Raw genomic sequence first — 19,346 nt, 5'->3', positions numbered from 1 at the left:
ACGCCGACTGCGGCGGACAAGGAAGGGAGCCCACGTGCAGGCATGGCGGATCCGGTCGCTGGGCCCACCGGAGGACGTTCTGTCCCTTGAGGAGTCGCCGGTCCCCGTGCCAGGCCCCGGCGAGGTCGTGATAGAGGTCGAGGCCGCGGCACTGAACTTTCCCGACATCCTGGTATGCCGTGGCCAGTACCAGGAGCGTCCCCCTCTTCCCTTCACGCCGGGCATGGAGGCCGCAGGCCGGGTGGTGGCCACCGGGGCCGGGGTCGCGATCGCCGAGGGCACGCGTGTGGCGGGCATCTGCCGGCTGCCCCACGGCGGGTTCGCCGAGCGGGCGGTCGTCGGCGTCGGCGAACTCTTCGAGGTCCCCGACGACCTCACATCCGCGACCGCCGCCGCGATGGTGGTCACCTACCCGACCGGCCTCGTCGGGCTCCATCGGCGCGCCCGGCTGCAGGCCGGCGAGACACTGCTGGTGCACGCGGGCGCGGGCGGTGTGGGCAGCGCGGCGATCCAGCTCGGCCGGGCCGCCGGGGCCCGGGTGGCCGCCACCGCCGGCGGCGCGGAGAAGGTCGACGTGTGCCGCGCTCTGGGAGCCGACCTGGCGATCGACTACCGGACCGACGACTTCGTCGCGGCGGTACGGGAGTTCACCGGCGGCCGCGGCGCCGACGTCATCTACGACCCGGTCGGAGGAGAGACCTTCGACCTGTCGCGCAAGGCGGTGGCGTTCGAGGGGCGCCTCGTGGTCGTGGGATTCACCGGGGGGCGCATCGCACAGGCTCCGTCCAACCACGTCCTCATCAAGAACTACTCCGTCGTCGGGCTCCATCTCGCCCTGTACTGGACACGGCGACCCCAATACATCGCGGACACATATCAGGCTCTGCTGAGACTTCACGCGGAAGGCGGCATCGATCCGCTGATCTCGGCACGGATCGATTTCGCCGACGTCCCCAAAGCACTGAGCGCCCTGGCTTCGCGCGGAACCATAGGAAAAGTCGTTGTGACGCAGGAGTGACGGTCATGGCAGAACAGAACATCGCCGGCCCCCATTCGCGGCTCAGGCTCGGAGTCAACGGCATGCTGTGGAGCAAGGCGCCGCCGAGTGACCTCGCGTTCGTCATCCGCGAACTGGAAGAACTCGGATACGACTCCTACTGGACCGCCGAGGCGTACGGCTCGGACGCCTTCGTGCCGCTGTCCTGGGGTGCCGCCGGATCGTCACACCTTCGTTTCGGCACGGCGGTCGCCCAGATCAGTGCGCGCACACCCGCCGCGACCGCGATGGCCGCGATGACGATGGACCATCTGACCGGCGGCAGGTTCGTTCTCGGGCTCGGGGTGTCGGGGCCGCAGGTGGTCGAGGGATGGTACGGACAGGACTTCAAGCACCCGCTCTCGCGCACCCGGGAGTACGTCGGCCTCGTCCGGGAGATCATCGCGCGCGAGAAGCCGGTGGAGTTCGAGGGAGAGCACTACCGGCTTCCGCTGCGCGGTGGAACGGGCCTGGGCAAGCCACTGAAGTCCGCCCTGCATCCGTTGCGCGCGGACATGCCGATCTATATCGGCGCCGAAGGCCCGAAGAACATCGGCCTGGCCCGCGAGATCGCCGACGGATGGCTCACGTTTCTCTTTTCGCCGTACCACGAGGAGAACTTCCGCAAGCCGCTTGAGGAGGGAGCGGCACGAGCGCGGCCCTACCGGCCGTGGGAGGAGTTCGAGGTCGCCGCGAGCACGTGGGTGTCGATCGATGCCAGCGTCGAGAAGGCCGCCGATCGGCTGCGGCCCACGCTCGCGCTGTACATCGGCGGAATGGGGACCCGGGCCAGGAACTTCCATGCCGATCTCATGACGCGCATGGGTTACGGGGAGGATGTCGCCCAGATACAGGAGCTGTTCTTCGAGGGCCGCAGGGCCGAGGCCGCCGCCGCCGTGCCGACACGGCTCATCGAGGACGTCGCACTGGTGGGCCCGCCCGAGAAGCTGGCCGAGGACCTGCGCCACTGGAGGTCCAGCATGGTGACGACGCTGCTGGTGAACGGTGACATGCCGGCACTTCGAACGCTGGGCCGACTCGTCGCGTGAGCCTGTAGAAGGCCACCGGAGCCGGTGGAAATCGATTCCGCCCGGACCGGGGCGGCAACCCGGGCCGAATTGTGGCGGAGGTGAACGAGAATCGAACTCGCCAGGCGAGCGCAGCTCGCCGCAACGGTTTTGAAGACCGCGCCGGTCACCAGGCCGGAAGCACCTCCAGGCTTGATCAGCCAACGTCAGATTACCACGATCGCAGGCGCCTGAATCAACCTCATCCGGGAGCCTCGGCGCACAACTCCATAGCCAATGGCTGGGCTGAAGGCGGGACGGGCGATACGATTCGATCAATCGAAACGGCGAACCACTCCTGAACCGCCCGCCCGCGTCCCGGCCCGGCGGTGAAGAGATGGTCGAGGACGTCCGGAGAATCGAATAAGCAGCTAGTTACCGGCCGCCATCTGGAGGAGTTTTGATAGACGAATCCATTATCTCCGGCGAATCACCGGAACCGTCGGCAGAGATACGTCTGACGCAGTACGCTCACGGCGGCGGCTGCGCGTGCAAGATTCCCCCGGGCGAATTGGAGTCCCTGGTCGGCGGCCTGCCGGCCGACCTGACGTTCTCGAACGGCAGTGAACTGCTCGTCGGCCTGCACGACGGAGACGACGCCATCGTCGTCCGGTCGGCGGGAAACTCGACAATGATACTGACGACCGATTTCTTCACGCCCGTGGTCGACGATCCCTATGACTGGGGCCGCATCGCCGCCGCGAACGCCTTGTCGGACATATATGCGATGGGCGGGACGCCGGTCATGGCGGTCAATCTGCTCGCCTGGCCGCGGGACCGGCTGCCCATCGGACTCGCCGCCGAAGTGATGCGAGGCGGGATGGACATCGCGGTCGCCGCGAAATGCTATCTCGCCGGCGGTCACAGCGTTGACGACGTTGAGCCGAAGTACGGCCTGGCGGTCACCGGGACGGCGGACGCCGGCCGCCTGCTGCGGAACGACGCCGGCCGTCCCGGTACGCCGATCTCCCTGACGAAGCCGCTGGGCACCGGGGTCCTGAACAACCGCCATAAGGCGACGGGGGAACGTTTCCCGCAGGCGGTCGAGACCATGGCCGAGCTCAACCGGGAGGCGTCCGTGGCCGCCCTCGACGCCGGGGCCGCCTGCGCAACCGACGTCACGGGATTCGGATTGCTGGGCCACCTGTACAAGCTCGCCCGCGCGAGCGGCGTCACCGCGGTGGTGGACCCCTCAGCGGTGCCCTACCTCGACGGCGCGCGCGAGGCCGTGCGCGACGGATTCGTCAGCGGCGGAACGCACCGGAATCTCGGCTGGGTCGATCCGCACACGGACTGGGGAGCGGCGGTGCGCACCGACGACCGCCTCCTCCTCGCCGACGCCCAGACCTCGGGCGGCCTCCTCGTCGCGGGGGAGGTACCGGGTTCACCGATCATCGGCGAGCTGGTCGAATCGCGCGACCGCACGCTCGTCGTCCTCTGACCCCGCTGAGTGTGACCGCATCCCCCGTTCGCAGCCAACGACCGTCCCCCGAGGTGTCCATGCGTGATCCCCGTCGACTCGTCCCCGGCACCGACACCGTCCTCGCGGACACCCGTTTCGCCGAACCGCTGCACAAACTCGGCCCGACACTGGTGAAGCACGCTGTCCGCGAAGCGCAGGAACGCGCCCGCTCGGGCGAGATAGCGCCCGACTCCGTGGCCGACTCCGCGATCACGCATCTGCCGGAGACCGCGACGACGCTCAGGCCCGTTCTCAACGCCACCGGCGTCGTCCTGCACACCAATCTCGGACGCGCCCCGTTGTCACCCGCCGCCGTCGAGGCGCTGTCGGCGGCCGCCGGGTACGTCGATGTGGAGTACGACGTGACCGGCGGCGGGCGCGCCCGGCGAGGACGCGGCACGCTGGAGGCGCTGCGCGAGGCGGTTCCGGCCGCCGAGGACGTCCACATCGTCAACAACGGCGCGGCGGCGCTCGCGCTGGCGGTCGCCACGCTCGCCCGCGGACGCGAGATCGTGATCAGCCGCGGCGAGATGGTGGAGATCGGCGACCGCTTCCGCATTCCGGAGCTGCTGATCCACGCCGGGGCGAGGCTCCGCGAAGTCGGCACCACGAATCGCACGCGGCCGGCCGACTACGCGGAGGCGGTCGGCCCCGAGACCGGATTCATCGTCAAGATCCACCCGTCGAACTTCCGCGTCGACGGGTTCACGCATTCGGTCGGCGTGCGGGAGCTGAGCGCCCTCGGCCCTCCCGTCGTGGCGGACGTCGGCTCAGGCCTTCTCGTCCACGACCCGTTGCTCCCCGGCGAACCCGACGTCACGACCTGGCTGACCGAAGGCGCCACCCTCGTCACCTCAAGTGGTGACAAGCTGCTCGGCGGACCGCAGGCGGGGCTGATCTTCGGGCGGCGCGACACCGTCCACGCGCTCCGCCGCAACCCCCTCGCCCGTGCCTTCCGCGTCGACAAGCTCGCACTCGCCGCGCTGGAGGCGACCCTGCGCGGTCCCGAGGGCCCGGCGCGCCGGGCCCTCGCGGCGGACCGAAAAGACCTCCGGCGGCGAGCCGAGGTCCTCGCGGCCGACCTGCGGGCGGAAGGCATCACCGCGGCCGCCGTCGAGAGTCCGGGCGCGGTCGGCGGCGGTGGTGCTCCCGGCGTGGCGCTCCCGGGCTGGGCGGTCCGGCTCCCCGAGCCCATCGCCGCCCCGCTGCGCCAGGGCCGCCCCTGCGTCGTCGGCCGGGTCGAGCGCGGCCAGTGCCTGCTCGACCTCCGATGCGTGCCGGAGGACGACGACACGGCGCTGCACCGTGCGGTGGTCGCGGCCGACGAGCGGCTCGGGAAGCGATGAGGGCGAGGCCGGCCATGCATGTGATCGCCACCGCGGGCCACGTCGACCACGGGAAGTCGACCCTGCTCCGCGCGCTGACCGGGATGGAGCCCGACCGCTGGGCCGAGGAGCGCAGCCGGGGCATGACCATTGATCTCGGTTATGCCTGGACAATCCTCCCCGGCGGCGACACCGTCGCCTTCGTCGACGTCCCGGGCCACCACCGGTTCATCACCAACATGCTCGCCGGCCTGGGGCCCGTCCCGGCCGCGATGCTCGTGGTCGCGGCGGACGAGGGCTGGTGCCGGCAGACCGGTGAGCACCTGGCCGCCCTCCAGGCGCTCGGCGTCCGGCGCGGCCTCCTCGTCATCAGCCGCGCCGATCTCGGCGACGCCGATCTGGCGGCCGAGGAGGCACACGACTACCTGGCCGGCACGGTGTTCGAGGAGGTCGAGACCGTCGCGGTCAGCGCGCTCACCGGGGAGGGCGTCACCGATCTGCGTGCGGCGCTCGGACGCCTGGTCGCGGAGATACCCGCGCCGGCACCGAGCCTGCCGGCACGTCTGTGGGTCGACAGGGTCTTCACGATCCGTGGTGCGGGCACCATAATCACCGGCACGCTCGGGACGGGGGAGATCGCGACCGGCGACGAACTGCTCCTCGCCCCCTCCCGCAGACCGGTTCGGGTGCGGAAGCTGGAATGCCTCAAGGAGGCCGTGGACCGCACCGCGGCCGTCGCCCGTGTCGCCGTGAACGTCCGCGGGCTGACGACCCGCGAGATCCGCCGGGGCGACGCACTCGTCGCCCCTTCACGGTGGAAGCCCGTGACGTCCATGGACGTGCGGCTCGTATCCGCCGCGGATCGCATGGCGTCGGTTCTGATCCTCCATGTCGGCTCGGCGGCCGTTTCCGTGCGCGTCCGCAGGCTGGGCGTGGACACGGCACGGTTGACCCTGGCCGCCCCGTTGCCCCTGCATGTGGGCGAGCGCGCGATCCTCCGCGATCCGGGGGCGCAGAAGATCGTGGCCGGGCTGATCGTTCTGGACACCGCACCGCCGCCGATCCGCCGCCGCGCCGCCGCCGCACGCGCGACCGAGCTCACCGGGATGCCAGGCGAGGCCGACCCGGCCGGGGAGATCACGCGACGCCGCGTGGCGGACCGGAACCTGCTCGTCGCGATGGGCGTCATGGCGCCCGATGCGGAGCCACCCGGCAACGCGGTGGCCATCGGGGACTGGCTCGTCCACCAACGGCAATGGGACGACTGGAAAGCCGGCCTGTTCTCCGTCGCCGACCAGTGGGCCGCCGACCAGCCGCTGGTGCCGGGAATTCCGCGTGAGGCGGTCGCCAAAAGGCTGGGGCTCCCCGACGTCCGGCTCGTCGACGCACTTGTCGCGCATGCGGACGGGATCGTGTCGGACGGCGACGGCATTCACCGCGCGGGTGTCTCGGCGACCCTTCCGCCAGAGGCGGAGAAGGCGCTCGCCGTGATCAGTGAGAGGTTGACCGCGGAGCCCTTCGCGGCCCCGGGCGGCCAGGAGCTCATGGATCTCGGGCTGGGGCGGCGCGCCCTCGCCGCCGCCGTCAGGTCCGGGCGGCTTCTGCGCGTCGCCGACGGGGTCTACCTGCTGCCGGACGCGGCGGACCTGGCCGTCCGGCGACTCGCGACGCTTCCGCAACCGTTCACCCTGAGCGACGGACGGCGCGCACTCGGCACGACCCGACGGGTCGCCGTCCCCCTTTTCGAAATGCTGGACCGCGCCGGGCGCACGCGCAGGATCGACACCGGCGAACGCATCGTGATCCACGCCCGGTAGCCCCGTACCGCATAAGCCGCATGATCTCATCAAGAGCGACTTCTGGAGGTCTTCGATGACCTATGTGATCGCACAGCCTTGCGTCGATGTCAAGGACAAGTCCTGCATTGACGAATGCCCCGTCGATTGCATTTACGAAGGCGGCCGGTCGTTGTACATTCACCCCGACGAATGCGTGGACTGCGGCGCCTGCGAGCCGGTCTGCCCCGTCGAGGCGATTTATTACGAGGACGACGTGCCCGAGCAGTGGAAGGACTTCTACGCGGCCAACGTGGAGTTCTTCACCGACCTAGGTTCTCCGGGAGGCGCGTCGAGAACCGGCCCGATCGACCGCGATCACCCATTGATCGCCGCCCTTCCGCCGCAGAACCCGGCATCCTGACTCGCCGGGCCCTGGTCAGCACGCTCCAGAGCCCGGCACGTGGCCACCGGGACGGCGTGCGGCGAACTCCCCCTCCCAGAACAGCGCGGCCTCGCGGTCGGCGTCATCGCACCCGCACTCGCGCGCATGCCGGGTGGCGGACGCGGCGCGGCGCGCCAGGGCGGACGCCCGCACCGCCGCGCAACCGCAGTGATGCGCGATCGCCGCCCCGGTCGACCGGCTGACCGCGGGTCCGTGCTGCGCGCAGTCGCACAAGGGCGACCCCCGCATCTCGAGCTCGTCCGCGACCATCGCCCTCTGCGCGTCCAGCATGCCTCCGATCCTTCCCGCAGCGGCGCGTTCCAGCCGGGCGAACCGCTCAAGGGACCCGGTCGTGGTCCACGCTCCACGGCCGGGCCCGGAGAAAAGTCCGTGACCGCGCGAAGACCCCGCCCGGACGATCCGGACGGGGTCCTTCGCACCGGTGCGCCCGCGCGCGGGCCCGGCCGGTGGCTCAGAGCTTCGCGGTACCCGCAAGGCCCCACGTCTGGTTGCCCTTGCCGTCGTCGTTGACGTTCGCGACGACATGCCCGTCGGCGGTGTTGCCGGCGATGTTCAGGTACGACCCGGTGCCGGGCAGCCTGCAGGTCTTGGAGCCGGAGCTGCTGCCGTTGATCTCCGCGGTGAAGTCGCAGGTCTTGGTCCTGATGTCGGCGTCGTTCTGTTCGATCCGCACCTGGACGTCGAAGTTCTCGAACTTGCCGGAGCCCGAGTCGCCCCAGCTGACATGCGCGCTGGCCCACTTGTAGCTGTTGCTGCCGCCCGGACCGCCCCAGTTGCGGTAGATGCAGAGCCGCACCGAGACGTCGGCGTTGAACCCGTTGGTCGGGTACTCCTTCGTGCTGGTCTTGCATCGGGTGTCGGTGGCGTTGGCGGGTCCCGCCATCACCGTCGTGCCGAGCCCGGCGAGCGTTGTGGTGACAAGGCCCGTAGCCAGAATCCGGCCCATCCGCTGCTTCACGCAGTCTCCTGTTCGTCGACCCTTCGTGATCAGAAACGAGCTTACGGAATGCCCGAAACATGATCAACTTAGATCTTCTTCACAGTTTCCCCTTCAACCGCCCGGCCGCGACGCCCCCGGGAATTCCGCTTCACCCGTGGCAATGACATTGAGTTTGGACACGGCCACTCTGGGCGTTCATGCGATCAACTTCAACCACACCCGGTACGCGACGAGATTCGGACATCCCCACGCCCATCGCTCAGTGGAATCAAGCCACCGAGTGACGGCCGGCACGCCGCGGTGGGGCTCCGGCCCGATCAGCAGGAGGTCCGGGAACCTCAGCGGAGACTCACGGCCGGCCGATCACCCGATCACCGGCCCCCTGCGGCCATCGGGAAGCACTCGTTCAGGGGTCTGTCGGCCGCACGAAGGTCTTTTCGAACATCGCCCGAAGATGCTCGGTGATGGCCGCGGTCGTCCAGCCGCGAGCGAGCATGCGTTCGAACAGGTCCGTGGCGATCAGAGCCCACAGCATGTCGGCGGCCGTGTCCACCGTCCAGGGTTCGGCCAGGCGCCCCTCGTCCGCCAGCCGCTCGGCCAGCACACGGCAGCCGGCCATCTGCCTGGTGTCGATGGTCTCCCGGTACCGTGCGGCATCGACGTCGGCGTGGCGGACGCGGTCGATCGCCCGGTCCACCGCCATCAGCCGCGGATGGTAGGCGGCCAGGTGCCGCGCCCACTCCCGGAGAGCGGTGACCGCATCAGGCGCGTTCCACACGGGGCCGAGCGACTCGGTCAGTCCCTCTTTCTCGCCCATGTACCCGAACAGGGCGGTCACGAGCTCGCTGCGGGAGCGGAAGTGCAGGTAGACGGCTTGGCGTGAGATCCCGGCGCGGGTGGCGACCTCCGCCATGGTCAGCGCCTCGAACCCGTCGCTCTCCAGGATGTTCCGTGTCGCGGCCAGCACCGCTTCGCGCGTCCGGCGGCTCCGCGCGTTCTGTGGGTCTCCGATCGCCCTCGCCATGCGGCCCCTTGCAGAAATTTGTCGTGATGTCTACTTTACCAAGTTGACAGGCTGACAAGTTTCCTCGGGGGGCCGGCGGTGGACGGGAACGACTCCGGCATGCGCGATCGCTGGTGGCTGGTCGCCGCCACGGGCCTCGCGGTGTTCATAGCCCAGCTGGACGTGACCATCGTCAACGTCGCGCTGCCCACCATCGAGCACGAGTTCGGCACCGGCACGAGCCTCACCGAATGGGTCGTGCTGGGGTACGTGCTGCCGCTGATCGCGCTCAGCCTGCCGAGCGGACGCTGGCTGGACCGGGTGGGACGGCGCCAGGCGCTGGTCTTCGCGGTCACCGGGTTCGCGGTGGCCGGCGTCGCGGCCGGACTCGCGCCGGGCATCGGGTGGCTGCTGGCCGCCCGCGTGGTGCAGGGCGCGTTCGGCGCGGCGCTGTTCGCGCTCGTCCCAGTCCTCACCACGATCGCGGTACGGCCCCAGATGCGCGGGCGGGCGATGGCGGTGGTGATGACGCTCGGACCGCTGGGCGGCGTGGCCGGGCCGGGCCTGGGCGGGCTGATCATCGAGTCGCTCGGCTGGCCGTGGATCTTCTATCTGAACGTCCCGGTGAGCGCGCTGGTGATCGTGATCGCGCGGTCGCAGCTGCGTCCGGGCCGGCGGCTGCGCGTACCGGATCGGTCCTGGACGGCCGAGACCGGGCTGCTCGGCGCCGCCGCGGTCGCGGTCATGCTCGCGCTCTCGCTGGGCGCGGGCGGCGGGCCCGCCTGGCTCCTGCTCGCCCCGCTGGCCGTGCCGTTCGTGCTGGCCTGGTGGCGGCTGCCGGCCGGACGGCCCGTCCGTGAACTGATCGCCGTACCGGGCATGCGCGGCCCGCACCTGGCGCTGCTCACCGAGATGACCGCGATCATGACCGTGCAGTTCCTGATCCCGTTCCACCTGCTCCAGGGCGGCACCTCCCCCAGCACGACGGGGATGACCATGCTGGCACTGCCCATCGGGATCATGGTGGCGGGCCTCGCGGGCGGGGTGCTCTCCGACCGGTGGGGCGCCAAGCGGACCGCCGCCGGTGGATTGGTCGTCCTTTCCCTCAGCCTCGCCTCGTTCGAACTGCTCGGCTTCGACGCCGGATGGGGCCCGGCCGAACTCGCCGTTCCGCTCACCCTCGTGGGCGTGGGCGCCGGGCTCTTCGCCGGGCCCAACCAGACCATGGCCATGGGCCTGTCCCCGCACCATCTGCTGGCCACCACCGGCGCGTCCACCAGCCTGGTACGGCAGCTCGGCGTCGCGCTCGGTCCCGCCCTGGCCACCGTTACCTGGTCCATGACCGACTACCGGTTCGAGGGGATGCGCCTTGCCATCGGCATGGCGTTCTGCATGGCCGTCCTGAGCCTCGCGGCCCTCCTCATCAGGTCCCCGTCCGACCGCGAAGATCACAAAACCTCTGCCTCACACGCTCAGCGAAAGGAATCCCTGCAATGACGAACGTCGCGATCGTCTACTACAGCGCCACCGGGAACGTGCACGCATTGGCCACCGCGGCGGCCGAGGGCGCGGAGAAGGCCGGAGCCGAGGTACGGCTGCGCAAGGTCGCCGAACTGGCCCCCGCCCAGGTCATCGCCGGCCAACCCGCCTGGGCCGCCCATGCCGAGCAGGCCAAGGACATCCCCGAAGCCACCGTGGACGACCTGCTGTGGGCGGACGCGATCATGCTGGGCACCCCCACCCGGTACGGCGCCATGGCCAGCCAGCTCAAGCAGTTCATCGACATCACCGGGCCGGTCTGGCAGAAGGGACTGCTGGCGGACAAGATCTACGGTGCGTTCGGCTCGGCGGGGACCGCACACGGCGGCCACGAGAGCACGCTGCTGACCCTGCACAACGTCTTCTGCCACTGGGGCGGCCTGATCGTCCCACCCGGCTACACCGACGACATCCAGTTCCATCTCGGCAACCCCTACGGCACCTCCCACGTCGGCGGCGAGGGCCAGCCCGCCGGGCCCGTACTCGACGGTGCCCGCTACCAGGCCAGGCGCATCACACAGATGGCCACGGCGCTCAAGCGCGGCCACGTCGCCTGACCCGACGGCGGAAGCATGGCCGCCGTTCAATTCCGGCGGCGAGGAACGGCAGGGGTGAACTGGCGCGACGCCACGGGCCCGCTTCCGGCGAGCGACCTCGCCGGAAGCGGGCCCGTTCCTGCGCACGAACGCAGGAACGCTCCATGGCCGACCTTGATCACGGTTCGGTCTCGGAACTTCGGGCCGTTCTTGTTGACGTTGGGGGATTTGCATAGGTTTCACCCAAAACGGGGGCTCCGTTCGCGGTGCCGTCGTCCGTCACCGGCTCGAGACCCGGGCCGGCGGGCACGGCCCCCTACCTCCTCAGGAGATCCCATGTCCGAGGTCAAGCGCCGTGACCTGCTGGCCGGAGCCGCGGCCTTCGCCGGATTCGCGACCGTCGGCCTGCTGCCCGGCACCGCCTCCGCCGCGACCCGGCAGCGCCCCGGTGCCCTCCGGCCGCCCTCCCTCACCCCCGGCGACAAGGCCGTGGTCGCCCGCGTCGACGCACGCCGGGCCCTGCGGCACCTGAAGGTGCTCAGCGACGAGATCGGCTGGCGCATCGCCGGGACCGAGACCGAACACCGCGCCGCCCGCTACATCGCCTGGCAACTGCGCGGCCTCGGCTACCAGGTCGAACTGCAGCCCTTCCCGGTCGCCGACAAGTACCTGGCGGAGATCCGCGCCAAGGGCGAACGGCTCTGGCAGTGCAGCGCCTCTCCACAGGGCGCCGTCGCCACCGTGAGCGGCAAGGTGGTCGACGTGGGCCCGGTCACCGAGGTCACCGGCGACGTGCGCGGCAGACCGGTGCTGTTCGACCGTGTGATCGGCATGGAGACCGAGCAGGCCAAGGCCGCCGCGGACGCGGGCGCCACTGCGGCGCTCATCATCAACGCACGCTCGACCACCTACCCCGAGCGCAAACCCGGCTCTTTCACCCCCAATCTGAAGGAGCCGGTCACCATCCCGGTGCTGGGCCTGGCCGAGTACCACGGCGAGCGGATCCGGGCGGGCGCCCGGCGGCTGTCCTTCCAGGTCACCCATCACTCCGGGCTGACCTCGTACAACGTCCTGGCCGAACGGAGGGCGACGTTCCCCAACCCGGAGGGCAAGGCCGTCATCGTCAGCGCCCATTACGACAGCGTTCCCGGCTCGCCCGGCGCCAACGACGACGGCAGCGGAACCGTGCTGTGCCTGGAACTGGCGCGCGTCCTGAAGCGGCTGCCCACCCAGCAGGCGATCCGCATCTACCTGTGGGGTTCGGAGGAGTACGGCCTGGTCGGTGCCCGCCACTACGTGAAGAACCTCGACGAGGCCGGCGTCAAGCAGATCACCGGGTGCTTCCAGAACGACATGGTCGCCACCAGCCATCCGCCCGCGACCACGTACTGGCTGCTGTCCGTGGACGGCGCGGACAACACCACCACGGCCGCAGTGAACGCCGCCGCGCGCCGGCTCGGCTACGTCGACCAGACCGAGGGCCCCGTCGCCCGCGGCTCCAGCGACCACGAGGCCTTCTACGAACGCGGCGTCCCCGCGGGCAACTTCAGCTGGCGCGGCGATGAGGCGCCCAGCCAGCTCGAGCCGCTCTACCACACCCCCGAGGACACCATCGCCCAGAACATCAGCCTGAAGCGGCTCCAGGTGTCCCTCGAACTGATCGGCTGCGCGGCCTACGACGTGGCGCGCCACAGGTAACACCGCACGCGTGCCCGCCGCCCGTGGCCCCTGGCTCCGGGCGGCGGGCTCCGGGCGCCGGGCTCCGGGCGTCACCGGCGATCAGAACGGCATGGTGTGCACAATGCCGTTCGACTTGGTCGCCGAGGTGAGCCGCCCGCGGCGCCGTCCGGCAAGGTCGAAGGCGTAGTCGAGGACGCGGGTGACGCCGGCGCGGGTGAACACCGACTCCTGCACGGCGGTCTCCTGTGGCGTGCCCTGGTAGATCCGCCCGCCGATCTCGCTGTACTCGCCCTCCACGTTCTCCCGGACGACGACGAAGTCGACCTCCCCGGCACGGGCGCCGCGCAGCGGGCTGTCCAGGCCCTCGAACACCTTGATGGGACGCAGGTTCACGTACTGCCGGAACCGGCGGCGGATCGGGATCAGCAACCCCCACAGCGACACGTGGTCGGGCACGCCCGGGTACCCGACGGCGCCCAGCAGGACCGCGTCGTGTTCGGCCAGGCGGTCGAGGGCGTCGTCCGCCATCATCGCGCCCTCGCGTTCGTACCGCTCGCACGACCAGTCGTATTCGGCGTAGTCGAGGGCCAGGCCGTGCCGCTCGCACACGGCGTCCAGGACCCTCCGCGCCGCCGGGACGACCTCGCGGCCGATGCCGTCGCCGGGGATCAACGCGATGCGGTGCCCCGTGCTGCTGCTCATGCCCGGAATTGGATCAAGGGTTCGCGGTCACGTCCAAGACGCGTCCCCGATGTGTCCTATAAACCGTGCCTATTGATCGGCGGGGACTGCCGCCCGGGTCGCGGGAAGAGCCACCCGCAGGAACTCTTCGGCGATCGGGCTGAGCCAGCCCTTCCGGGCGGCCAGGGCGACGTGCAGCGTGGCGGGCGGGTCCAGGTCGCGGACGACCGCGCCCGCGCGCAGTGCCAGCGGGCGCCACGCCTCCGCGAGGATCGCCACGCCCACCCCCTTGAGGACCAGCGAAAGGATCGCCGCCCGGTGGTCGGTCTCCACCGCGAACGGCACCTCCACCCCGGAGGCCCGGATCTCGTCGGCCAGGCGCCGCATGCCCGTCCCGCGCTCCCCGGCGATCAGCCGTGCCCGGCGAGGCGCTCCCGGGGCAGCGGCGGACCCGGCGCGAACGGACCGCCCGGCGGTGCCACCAGGACGAGCCGCTGCTCCTCCACCGGGTGCAGGTCGACCTCGGTCGCGGCGGGCGGATCCCACGCCGACAGCAGCCCCAGCTCGGTGACCCCGGTACGCACCATGTCGATGACCGCGCCCGGCACCGGCGCGTCCCGCAGCAGCACGTCCACCCCCGGGTACCGCTCGGCGAAGCGCTGCATCATGCCGCCGGGCGGCTCGATCGCGGGGGACGGCATCGAGGCGACGGCGATGCGTCCCTTCCTCAGGCCCTGAGCCGCGGTGACGCTCTCCCGCGCCACCTCCAGGCTGCGCACCCCGCCTGCCGCGCCGGGGCGATCAGCGCCCGGCCCGCCTCGGTCAGGACGACGCGCCGCCCGGTGCGGTGGAACAGCGGCGTCCCCAGGTCCTTCTCCAGGCTGCGGATCGTCGCCCTCACCGGGATCGGCGGCTGACCGGCACCGCACGCGCGGCGACCCGGCCGCCTCTGACCCGGTCTCAGAGGACGAAGCCTTCGGGAAAGGGATCGGCGGGGTCGAGGAGATAGTTCGCGGTGCCGGTGATCCAGGCGCGTCCGGTGAACTCGGGGACGACGGCGGGGAGACCGGCGATCTCGGTGGTGCCGACGAGGCGTCCGGTGAAGCGGGTGCCGATGAACGACTCGTTCACGAACTCGGTGTGCAGGGGCAGTTCGCCGCGCGCGTGCAGTTGCGCCATGCGGGCGGAGGTGCCGGTGCCGCACGGTGAGCGGTCGAACCAGCCTGGGTGGATCGCCATGGCGTTGCGGGACCGCCTGGCGTCCGAGCCGGGCGCGAGGAACTGGACGTGCTTGCAGCCCGTGATCAGCGGGTCGGCGGGATGGGCGGGACGGTCGGTGGCGTTGATCGCCGCCATGATGGACAGGCCGGCGGCGAGGATGTCGTCCTTGCGGGCCCGGTCGAACGGCAGCCCGAGCGGTTCGAGATCGGTGATGGCGTAGAAGTTGCCGCCGTAGGCCAGGTCGTGGCGGACCTCCCCCAGGCCGGGCACTTCCACGACGGCGTCCTGCCGGAGGGCGAACGAGGCGATGTTGCGGAGGGTGACGTGCTCGGCGACGCCGCCGCGGACGGCGACACGGGCCTCCACGAGCCCGGCGGGGGTGTCCAGCCGGACGATCGTCTCCGGCTCGGTCACCGGGACCATCCCGGTCTCGACCAGCACGGTCGCGACACCGATTGTGCCGTGCCCGCACATCGGCAGGAAGCCGCTGACCTCGATGTAGACGACGCCCCAGTCGGCGTCCGGGCGGGTGGGCGGCTGGAGCAGCGCGCCGCTCATCGCGGGGTGGCCGCGCGGCTCGTCCATCAGGAAGCGGCGCAGTCCGTCCAGGTGCCCGGCGGCGTGACGGCGGCGTTCGGCCATGGTGTCGCCGGGGATGGCCGGGACCCCGCCGGTGACGACGCGGGTCGGCATCCCCTCGGTGTGCGAGTCGACCGCGGTGATCGTGCGGACCGAGCGCATCAGGCGGCCCGGCGGTCGGCGAGCGCCCTGACGGCGCGGGTCATGTCGGCGGTGACGGCGGCGCGGTGCTCGGCGGTGAGCGGGCCGCGCGGCGGGCGGCAGGGTCCGCCGTACCGGCCCACCTGTTCCATGCCGAGCTTGATGGCCTGGACGAACTCGGTCCGCGAGTCCCACCGGAACGCGGCGACCAGCGGCTCGTACAGGGCGCGGGCGTCCTCCAGCCTCCCGGCGGCGGCCAACTCGTACAGCTGCGCCGCCTCGGCGGGGAACACGTTCGGGAATCCGGCGAACCAGCCTGTCGCCCCCATCAGCAGCGACTCCACGACCACGTCGTCGGCGCCCGCGACGACCTCCAGGCCGGGGGCCTTCTCCTTGATCTCCAGGACGCGGCGGACGTCGCCGGAGAACTCCTTGACCGCCACGACACCGTCGATCCGCGCGATCTCGGCGAGGAGATCCGGGGTGAGGTCGACCTTGGTGTCGATCGGGTTGTTGTAGACCATGACCGGCAGGCCGACCGACGCGACGGCCTCGTAGTGGGCGACGACCTCTCCGCGGTTGGCGCGGTACATGGTGGGCGGCAGGCACAGGACGCCGTCCGCGCCGTCCTCGGCGGCGATCTCCGCCCAGTGCCGCGCCTGGTGGGACCCGGGGCCGTGCACGCCGACCACCACCACACCGTCGTGGCCGACCGTTTCGACGGCGGTGCGGGCGACGCGGCGGCGCTCCCGGTCGGTCAGGGACGAGTACTCGCCGAGGGAGCCGTTGGGGCCGACGCCGCGGCAGCCGTTGTCGACGAGCCAGCGGCAGTGCTCGGCGTACCGGTCGTAGTCGACGGCGAGCCCCGCGGGCGCGGCGGCGTCGTCGCGGTAGGGCAGCGCCGTCGCCACGATGACACCGCCGAGGCTCTGGAGCGTGGTGTCGCTCATCGGACGTTCTCCTTGGTGTTGCCGACGGGGGGACGTGCGAGCTCGCCCAGCCGGATCGGCTGCGCGATGGGCCGGTGGTGAGCGGCGCGGTGGGACAGCAGGTCGGCGACGGCGGGACCGCACATCCGGCCCTGGCAGGGGCCGAGTCCGGCCCGGGTCGCGAGCTTGATCGCGTGGGCGGAGTTCCGGGCGGGATCGTCGGCCGCGCTGCGGAGGGCGCCGTAGGTCGTCTCCTCGCAGCGGCACACGACGGTCTCGGGGCGGAGCCAGCCGGGCCAGGCGGCCCCGACGGGATGCGCGGCGGCGAGACGCGCGGCGAACACGCGGCCGCGGTCGCGATGGCTGCGCACGGCCGTCAGCTCGGGGGCGTCCGGTGCGCCGCCCGCGGCGATCCAGCCGGCGAGGAGCCCTTCCGCCCTGGCCGCCGGAGCACCGGCGATACCGGTGATCTCCCCCGCGGCGTGGACGGCCGGGGCGGTGGTGCGCTGGTCGTCGTCCACCTCGACGAACGCGCCGTCCCGGAGCCCGCAACCGGCCGCGACGGGCAGTTCGAGCCGCGGGCTGAACCCGTGGGCCACGCACAGCGCGTCCACCTCGACGGCCCGTTCCGTGCCGGGCACCGCCGACCAGTCGGGACGGAGCCGCGCCGTGACCACCTCCTCCACGTGGCCGTCGCCCCGAGCCTCGATCACGGCGCGGCCCATCCGGTAGGGGACGCGATGCCGGGCCATCAACGCGGCATACCCGGCGAGCTCCGCGGTCTTGCCGGTCCGCGCCGCACGCTCCCACGGGCGCCGCGTCCAACCGCGCGCCACCGTGCCGGGAGTGTTGGCCTCCAGCACGGCCTGGACGGTCGATCCCGCCACCAGCAGCGCGGCGGCGGCCGGCAGGAGGAACGGCCCGGAACCGGCGATCAGCACCCGGTCACCGACGACCAGGCGCTCCCCTTTGACGAGCGCCTGCGCAGCCCCCGCGGTGTGGACGCCGGGCAGGTCCCAGCCGGGGAACGGCAGCACCCGGTCATGCGCACCGGGGGCCAGGACGAGCGCGTCCGGTTCGAGGACGTACCGTTCCCGACCGGCCGCGTCCGCCTCCCCGCACAGCACATGCGGGCACGGCGCCCCCTGATCGCGGTGTTCGATCGACCAGACGGCGGTCTGCGGCCACCAGTCACAGCGCGGATGCCCCAGCACGTGGCCGCGCAGGCGCTCGAAGCCGCTCCGCCCGGGACGTGCGGGGCGTGCGTCGGCCAAGGCGACCGGCGGCGTCCGGTGATACTGGCCGCCGGGGTCCTCGGACGCGTCGACCAGCGTCACCCGCGCTCCCGCGCGCAGCGCGCCCGCCGCCGCGCCCAGGCCCGCGGGCCCGGCCCCGACGATCACGACGTGCCGGGTCACCGGCCGTCCCCGTCCACGCGGGACTGGGTGGTGACCGCGTCGCCGTCGCGGGCACGGCGGCCGCATGCCCGCACGTCCCGGACGCCGTTGACGGTGACCAGGCAGTCGAAGCACACGCCGATGCCGCAGAAGACCCCGCGCGGGGCGCCCGACGGCCCCGCACGCCAGGCCCGGCGGCCGGACGCCATCAGCACCCCGGCGAGCGTCTGACCCTCGATGCCGGTGAGCGGCTCTCCGTCCACCGTGATCCGGAGGGGAACGTCCCGCCGCCCGGAGGCGTCGCCGGCCGTACGCACGAGTCTCGGGCTCATTCGCTGTTCCCTCCGGATTGGACGGCGGGCCGATCGGCCCTGAACGGCTTCGCGGCGATGTCCGGTTCGCGTCCGAGCATCAGGTCGCGCAGCACGGCGGCCGTGCCGACGGAGAGCCCGATGCCGGCGCCCTCGTGGCCGGTGGCGTGCCACAGCCCCTCCAGGCGCGGGTCCGCGCCGATCACGGGGAGATGGTCGGCGACGTACGGGCGGAACCCGCCGTAGGCGCGCATCACCGGCACGCCGGCCAGGGACGGGAAGAGGCGGAGCGCTTTGCCGGCGATGACCGACAGCACCTCGGTACGGATCCGGTCGTCGAATCCGACGCGGCGCCGGGAGGAGCCGAGCAGGATCGTCCCGGCGCGGGTCGACTCCACCACGGCGGACGCCTGGAGTTCCCCGGCGCCGCTGCCGACCGCGCCCACATAGTCGGCGTCGTAGACCTTGTGGAAGACGGTCGGAGGCATCGGCGCGGTCACGAGCACTTCGCCGCGCCGGGGCCGGACGGCCAGCCGGACGCCGAGCCGCGCGGCGAGCTCCCCCGACCACGGCCCGGCGGCGTTGACGACGGCGTCGCCCTCGACGATCCCGCCGGACGTGCCGACACCGGTGATCCGGCCGCCGCGTGTGACGGCGTCGACGGCTTCGCGGCCGGTGTGCAGAGCGGCTCCGGCCCGCACCGCGTCCGCGAGCAGGGCGGTGGCCGCTCCAGCGGGCTGTACTTGAGCGTCGTCGGAGTAGTGGACGGCGGCGGCGCAGTCGCGGGTGAGATGCGGTTCCGCCCGGGCGAGAGCGGCGGCGTCCAGTTCCTCGGCGTTGACGCCGGCCGCGCGCTGGGACTCGGCGAACTCCCGCAGGGGCTGCGCGCCTTCGCCGGTGGTCGCGACGACGATGCCGCCCTTGGGTTCCCACTCCACCGCGCCGGCGTCCGGAAGCGTTTCGAGTATCAGCGGCCACAGCCGCCGGGACAGCTTCGCCAGTTCGAGTTCGGGGCCGGGGGCCTTGTCGGAGACGAGGACGTTGCCCTCGCCGTGCGCGGTGGTCGCCGCGGCGGGGCCACAGCGGTCCACGACCGCGACGTCGCATCCGGCCAGGGCCAGCTCACGGGCGCAGGCCGCGCCGATGATCCCGGCGCCCAGCACCACGACCCGCATCATCGCACTCCCGTTGTTCGATAAATCGAACGCTTTGAGGCTACGTCGCCCTCGGGCGGGGTGTCAACGCGCAGGTCCCTGAG

General features: G+C 71.7%; 19 protein-coding genes, 1 tRNA gene and 1 pseudogene. 9 read left to right on the top strand and 12 right to left on the bottom strand.

Translation table 11 applies throughout. The annotated features are described in order from the left end of the window. Positions 1-34 precede the first annotated feature (34 nt). Together ACTWPP_RS35990 and ACTWPP_RS35985 are read left to right on the top strand one after the other, a co-directional pair. Positions 35-1,018 (top strand): NADPH:quinone oxidoreductase family protein, encoded by a 984-nt coding sequence (locus ACTWPP_RS35990; protein ID WP_443108887.1) that lies wholly within the window; start codon positions 35-37, stop codon positions 1,016-1,018. Positions 1,019-1,023: 5 nt separating this feature from the next. Continuing rightward, positions 1,024-2,085 (top strand): LLM class F420-dependent oxidoreductase, encoded by a 1,062-nt coding sequence (locus tag ACTWPP_RS35985; RefSeq protein WP_443108886.1) that lies wholly within the window; start codon positions 1,024-1,026, stop codon positions 2,083-2,085. A 72-nt stretch (positions 2,086-2,157) separates the two neighbouring features. Here the strand turns inward: ACTWPP_RS35985 and ACTWPP_RS35980 are convergent. Then, a tRNA-Sec gene (locus ACTWPP_RS35980) sits at positions 2,158-2,252 on the bottom strand. A gap of 251 nt (positions 2,253-2,503) precedes the next feature. Here ACTWPP_RS35980 and selD point away from each other — a divergent pair. Genes selD through fdxA form a run of 4 tightly spaced genes read left to right on the top strand, consistent with a single transcriptional unit; the run spans position 2,504 to position 7,089 of the window. Next, entirely contained in the window at positions 2,504-3,544 is a 1,041-nt protein-coding gene (gene selD / locus ACTWPP_RS35975; RefSeq protein WP_443108885.1) for a selenide, water dikinase SelD, read from the top strand. Between the two features lie 59 nt (positions 3,545-3,603). Next, positions 3,604-4,911: an L-seryl-tRNA(Sec) selenium transferase gene (gene selA / locus ACTWPP_RS35970; RefSeq protein WP_443108884.1), complete on the top strand. Its 1,308-nt coding sequence runs from the start codon at positions 3,604-3,606 to the stop codon at positions 4,909-4,911. Positions 4,912-4,925: 14 nt separating this feature from the next. Continuing rightward, positions 4,926-6,707 (top strand): selenocysteine-specific translation elongation factor, encoded by a 1,782-nt coding sequence (gene selB / locus ACTWPP_RS35965; RefSeq protein ID WP_443108883.1) that lies wholly within the window; start codon positions 4,926-4,928, stop codon positions 6,705-6,707. Positions 6,708-6,762: 55 nt separating this feature from the next. Continuing rightward, on the top strand, positions 6,763-7,089 hold the full coding sequence (fdxA, locus tag ACTWPP_RS35960) for a ferredoxin (RefSeq protein WP_443108882.1): 327 nt from the start codon (positions 6,763-6,765) through the stop codon (positions 7,087-7,089). A gap of 15 nt (positions 7,090-7,104) precedes the next feature. On the opposite strand, the gene ACTWPP_RS35955 is transcribed toward fdxA, so the two are convergent. From ACTWPP_RS35955 to ACTWPP_RS35945, 3 genes are all read right to left on the bottom strand, one after another. After that, positions 7,105-7,401: a hypothetical protein gene (locus ACTWPP_RS35955; protein WP_443108881.1), complete on the bottom strand. Its 297-nt coding sequence runs from the start codon at positions 7,399-7,401 to the stop codon at positions 7,105-7,107. Between the two features lie 181 nt (positions 7,402-7,582). Further along, the gene (locus ACTWPP_RS35950; RefSeq protein ID WP_443108880.1) at positions 7,583-8,089 is read right to left on the bottom strand and encodes a hypothetical protein; all 507 of its coding nucleotides are present in this window, start codon (positions 8,087-8,089) and stop codon (positions 7,583-7,585) included. Positions 8,090-8,477: 388 nt separating this feature from the next. After that, a complete protein-coding gene (locus tag ACTWPP_RS35945; RefSeq protein ID WP_443108879.1) occupies positions 8,478-9,095 on the bottom strand; it encodes a TetR/AcrR family transcriptional regulator in 618 nt (205 codons plus the stop codon). A 78-nt stretch (positions 9,096-9,173) separates the two neighbouring features. Between ACTWPP_RS35945 and ACTWPP_RS35940 the strand changes: the two genes are divergently transcribed. The 3 genes from ACTWPP_RS35940 to ACTWPP_RS35930 all read left to right on the top strand — a co-directional run bounded on the left by ACTWPP_RS35940 (position 9,174) and on the right by ACTWPP_RS35930 (position 12,847). After that, entirely contained in the window at positions 9,174-10,571 is a 1,398-nt protein-coding gene (locus ACTWPP_RS35940) for an MFS transporter (protein WP_443108878.1), read from the top strand. Next, positions 10,568-11,170, top strand: coding sequence for an NAD(P)H:quinone oxidoreductase (wrbA, locus tag ACTWPP_RS35935; protein WP_443108877.1), 603 nt, complete (start codon positions 10,568-10,570; stop codon positions 11,168-11,170). Before ACTWPP_RS35940 ends, wrbA begins: the two co-directional genes overlap by 4 nt. 315 nt (positions 11,171-11,485) lie before the next feature. Continuing rightward, a complete protein-coding gene (locus ACTWPP_RS35930) occupies positions 11,486-12,847 on the top strand; it encodes a M28 family peptidase (RefSeq protein WP_443108876.1) in 1,362 nt (453 codons plus the stop codon). 81 nt (positions 12,848-12,928) lie between these two features. On the opposite strand, the gene ACTWPP_RS35925 is transcribed toward ACTWPP_RS35930, so the two are convergent. The 8 genes and pseudogenes from ACTWPP_RS35925 to ACTWPP_RS35890 all read right to left on the bottom strand — a co-directional run bounded on the left by ACTWPP_RS35925 (position 12,929) and on the right by ACTWPP_RS35890 (position 19,266). Further along, positions 12,929-13,531: an isocitrate/isopropylmalate family dehydrogenase gene (locus ACTWPP_RS35925; RefSeq protein WP_443108875.1), complete on the bottom strand. Its 603-nt coding sequence runs from the start codon at positions 13,529-13,531 to the stop codon at positions 12,929-12,931. Between the two features lie 69 nt (positions 13,532-13,600). Continuing rightward, positions 13,601-14,211 (bottom strand): annotated as a pseudogene (locus tag ACTWPP_RS35920) (LysR family transcriptional regulator substrate-binding protein). 26 nt (positions 14,212-14,237) lie between these two features. Beyond that, on the bottom strand, positions 14,238-14,411 hold the full coding sequence (locus ACTWPP_RS35915) for a LysR family transcriptional regulator (protein ID WP_443108874.1): 174 nt from the start codon (positions 14,409-14,411) through the stop codon (positions 14,238-14,240). A 59-nt stretch (positions 14,412-14,470) separates the two neighbouring features. Then, the gene (locus ACTWPP_RS35910; RefSeq protein ID WP_443108873.1) at positions 14,471-15,472 is read right to left on the bottom strand and encodes a proline racemase family protein; all 1,002 of its coding nucleotides are present in this window, start codon (positions 15,470-15,472) and stop codon (positions 14,471-14,473) included. After that, a complete protein-coding gene (locus tag ACTWPP_RS35905) occupies positions 15,472-16,401 on the bottom strand; it encodes a dihydrodipicolinate synthase family protein (protein ID WP_443108872.1) in 930 nt (309 codons plus the stop codon). The genes ACTWPP_RS35910 and ACTWPP_RS35905 overlap by 1 nt, the downstream gene beginning before the upstream one ends. Continuing rightward, the gene (locus tag ACTWPP_RS35900; RefSeq protein ID WP_443108871.1) at positions 16,398-17,798 is read right to left on the bottom strand and encodes an FAD/NAD(P)-dependent oxidoreductase; all 1,401 of its coding nucleotides are present in this window, start codon (positions 17,796-17,798) and stop codon (positions 16,398-16,400) included. The genes ACTWPP_RS35905 and ACTWPP_RS35900 overlap by 4 nt, the downstream gene beginning before the upstream one ends. Beyond that, complete coding sequence (locus ACTWPP_RS35895; protein WP_443108870.1) at positions 17,795-18,109, bottom strand: (2Fe-2S)-binding protein; 315 nt, start codon at positions 18,107-18,109, stop codon at positions 17,795-17,797. The genes ACTWPP_RS35900 and ACTWPP_RS35895 overlap by 4 nt, the downstream gene beginning before the upstream one ends. Beyond that, on the bottom strand, positions 18,106-19,266 hold the full coding sequence (locus ACTWPP_RS35890; protein WP_443108869.1) for an NAD(P)/FAD-dependent oxidoreductase: 1,161 nt from the start codon (positions 19,264-19,266) through the stop codon (positions 18,106-18,108). Before ACTWPP_RS35890 ends, ACTWPP_RS35895 begins: the two co-directional genes overlap by 4 nt. Positions 19,267-19,346: the final 80 nt, after the last annotated feature.

The sequence above is a fragment of the Actinomadura sp. 3N407 genome (assembly GCF_052245875.1).
In the GTDB taxonomy this organism is placed as follows: domain Bacteria; phylum Actinomycetota; class Actinomycetes; order Streptosporangiales; family Streptosporangiaceae; genus Spirillospora.
The sequence above is the reverse complement of the archived record's forward strand: the minus strand, read 5'-3'. Positions and strand labels throughout refer to the sequence as shown.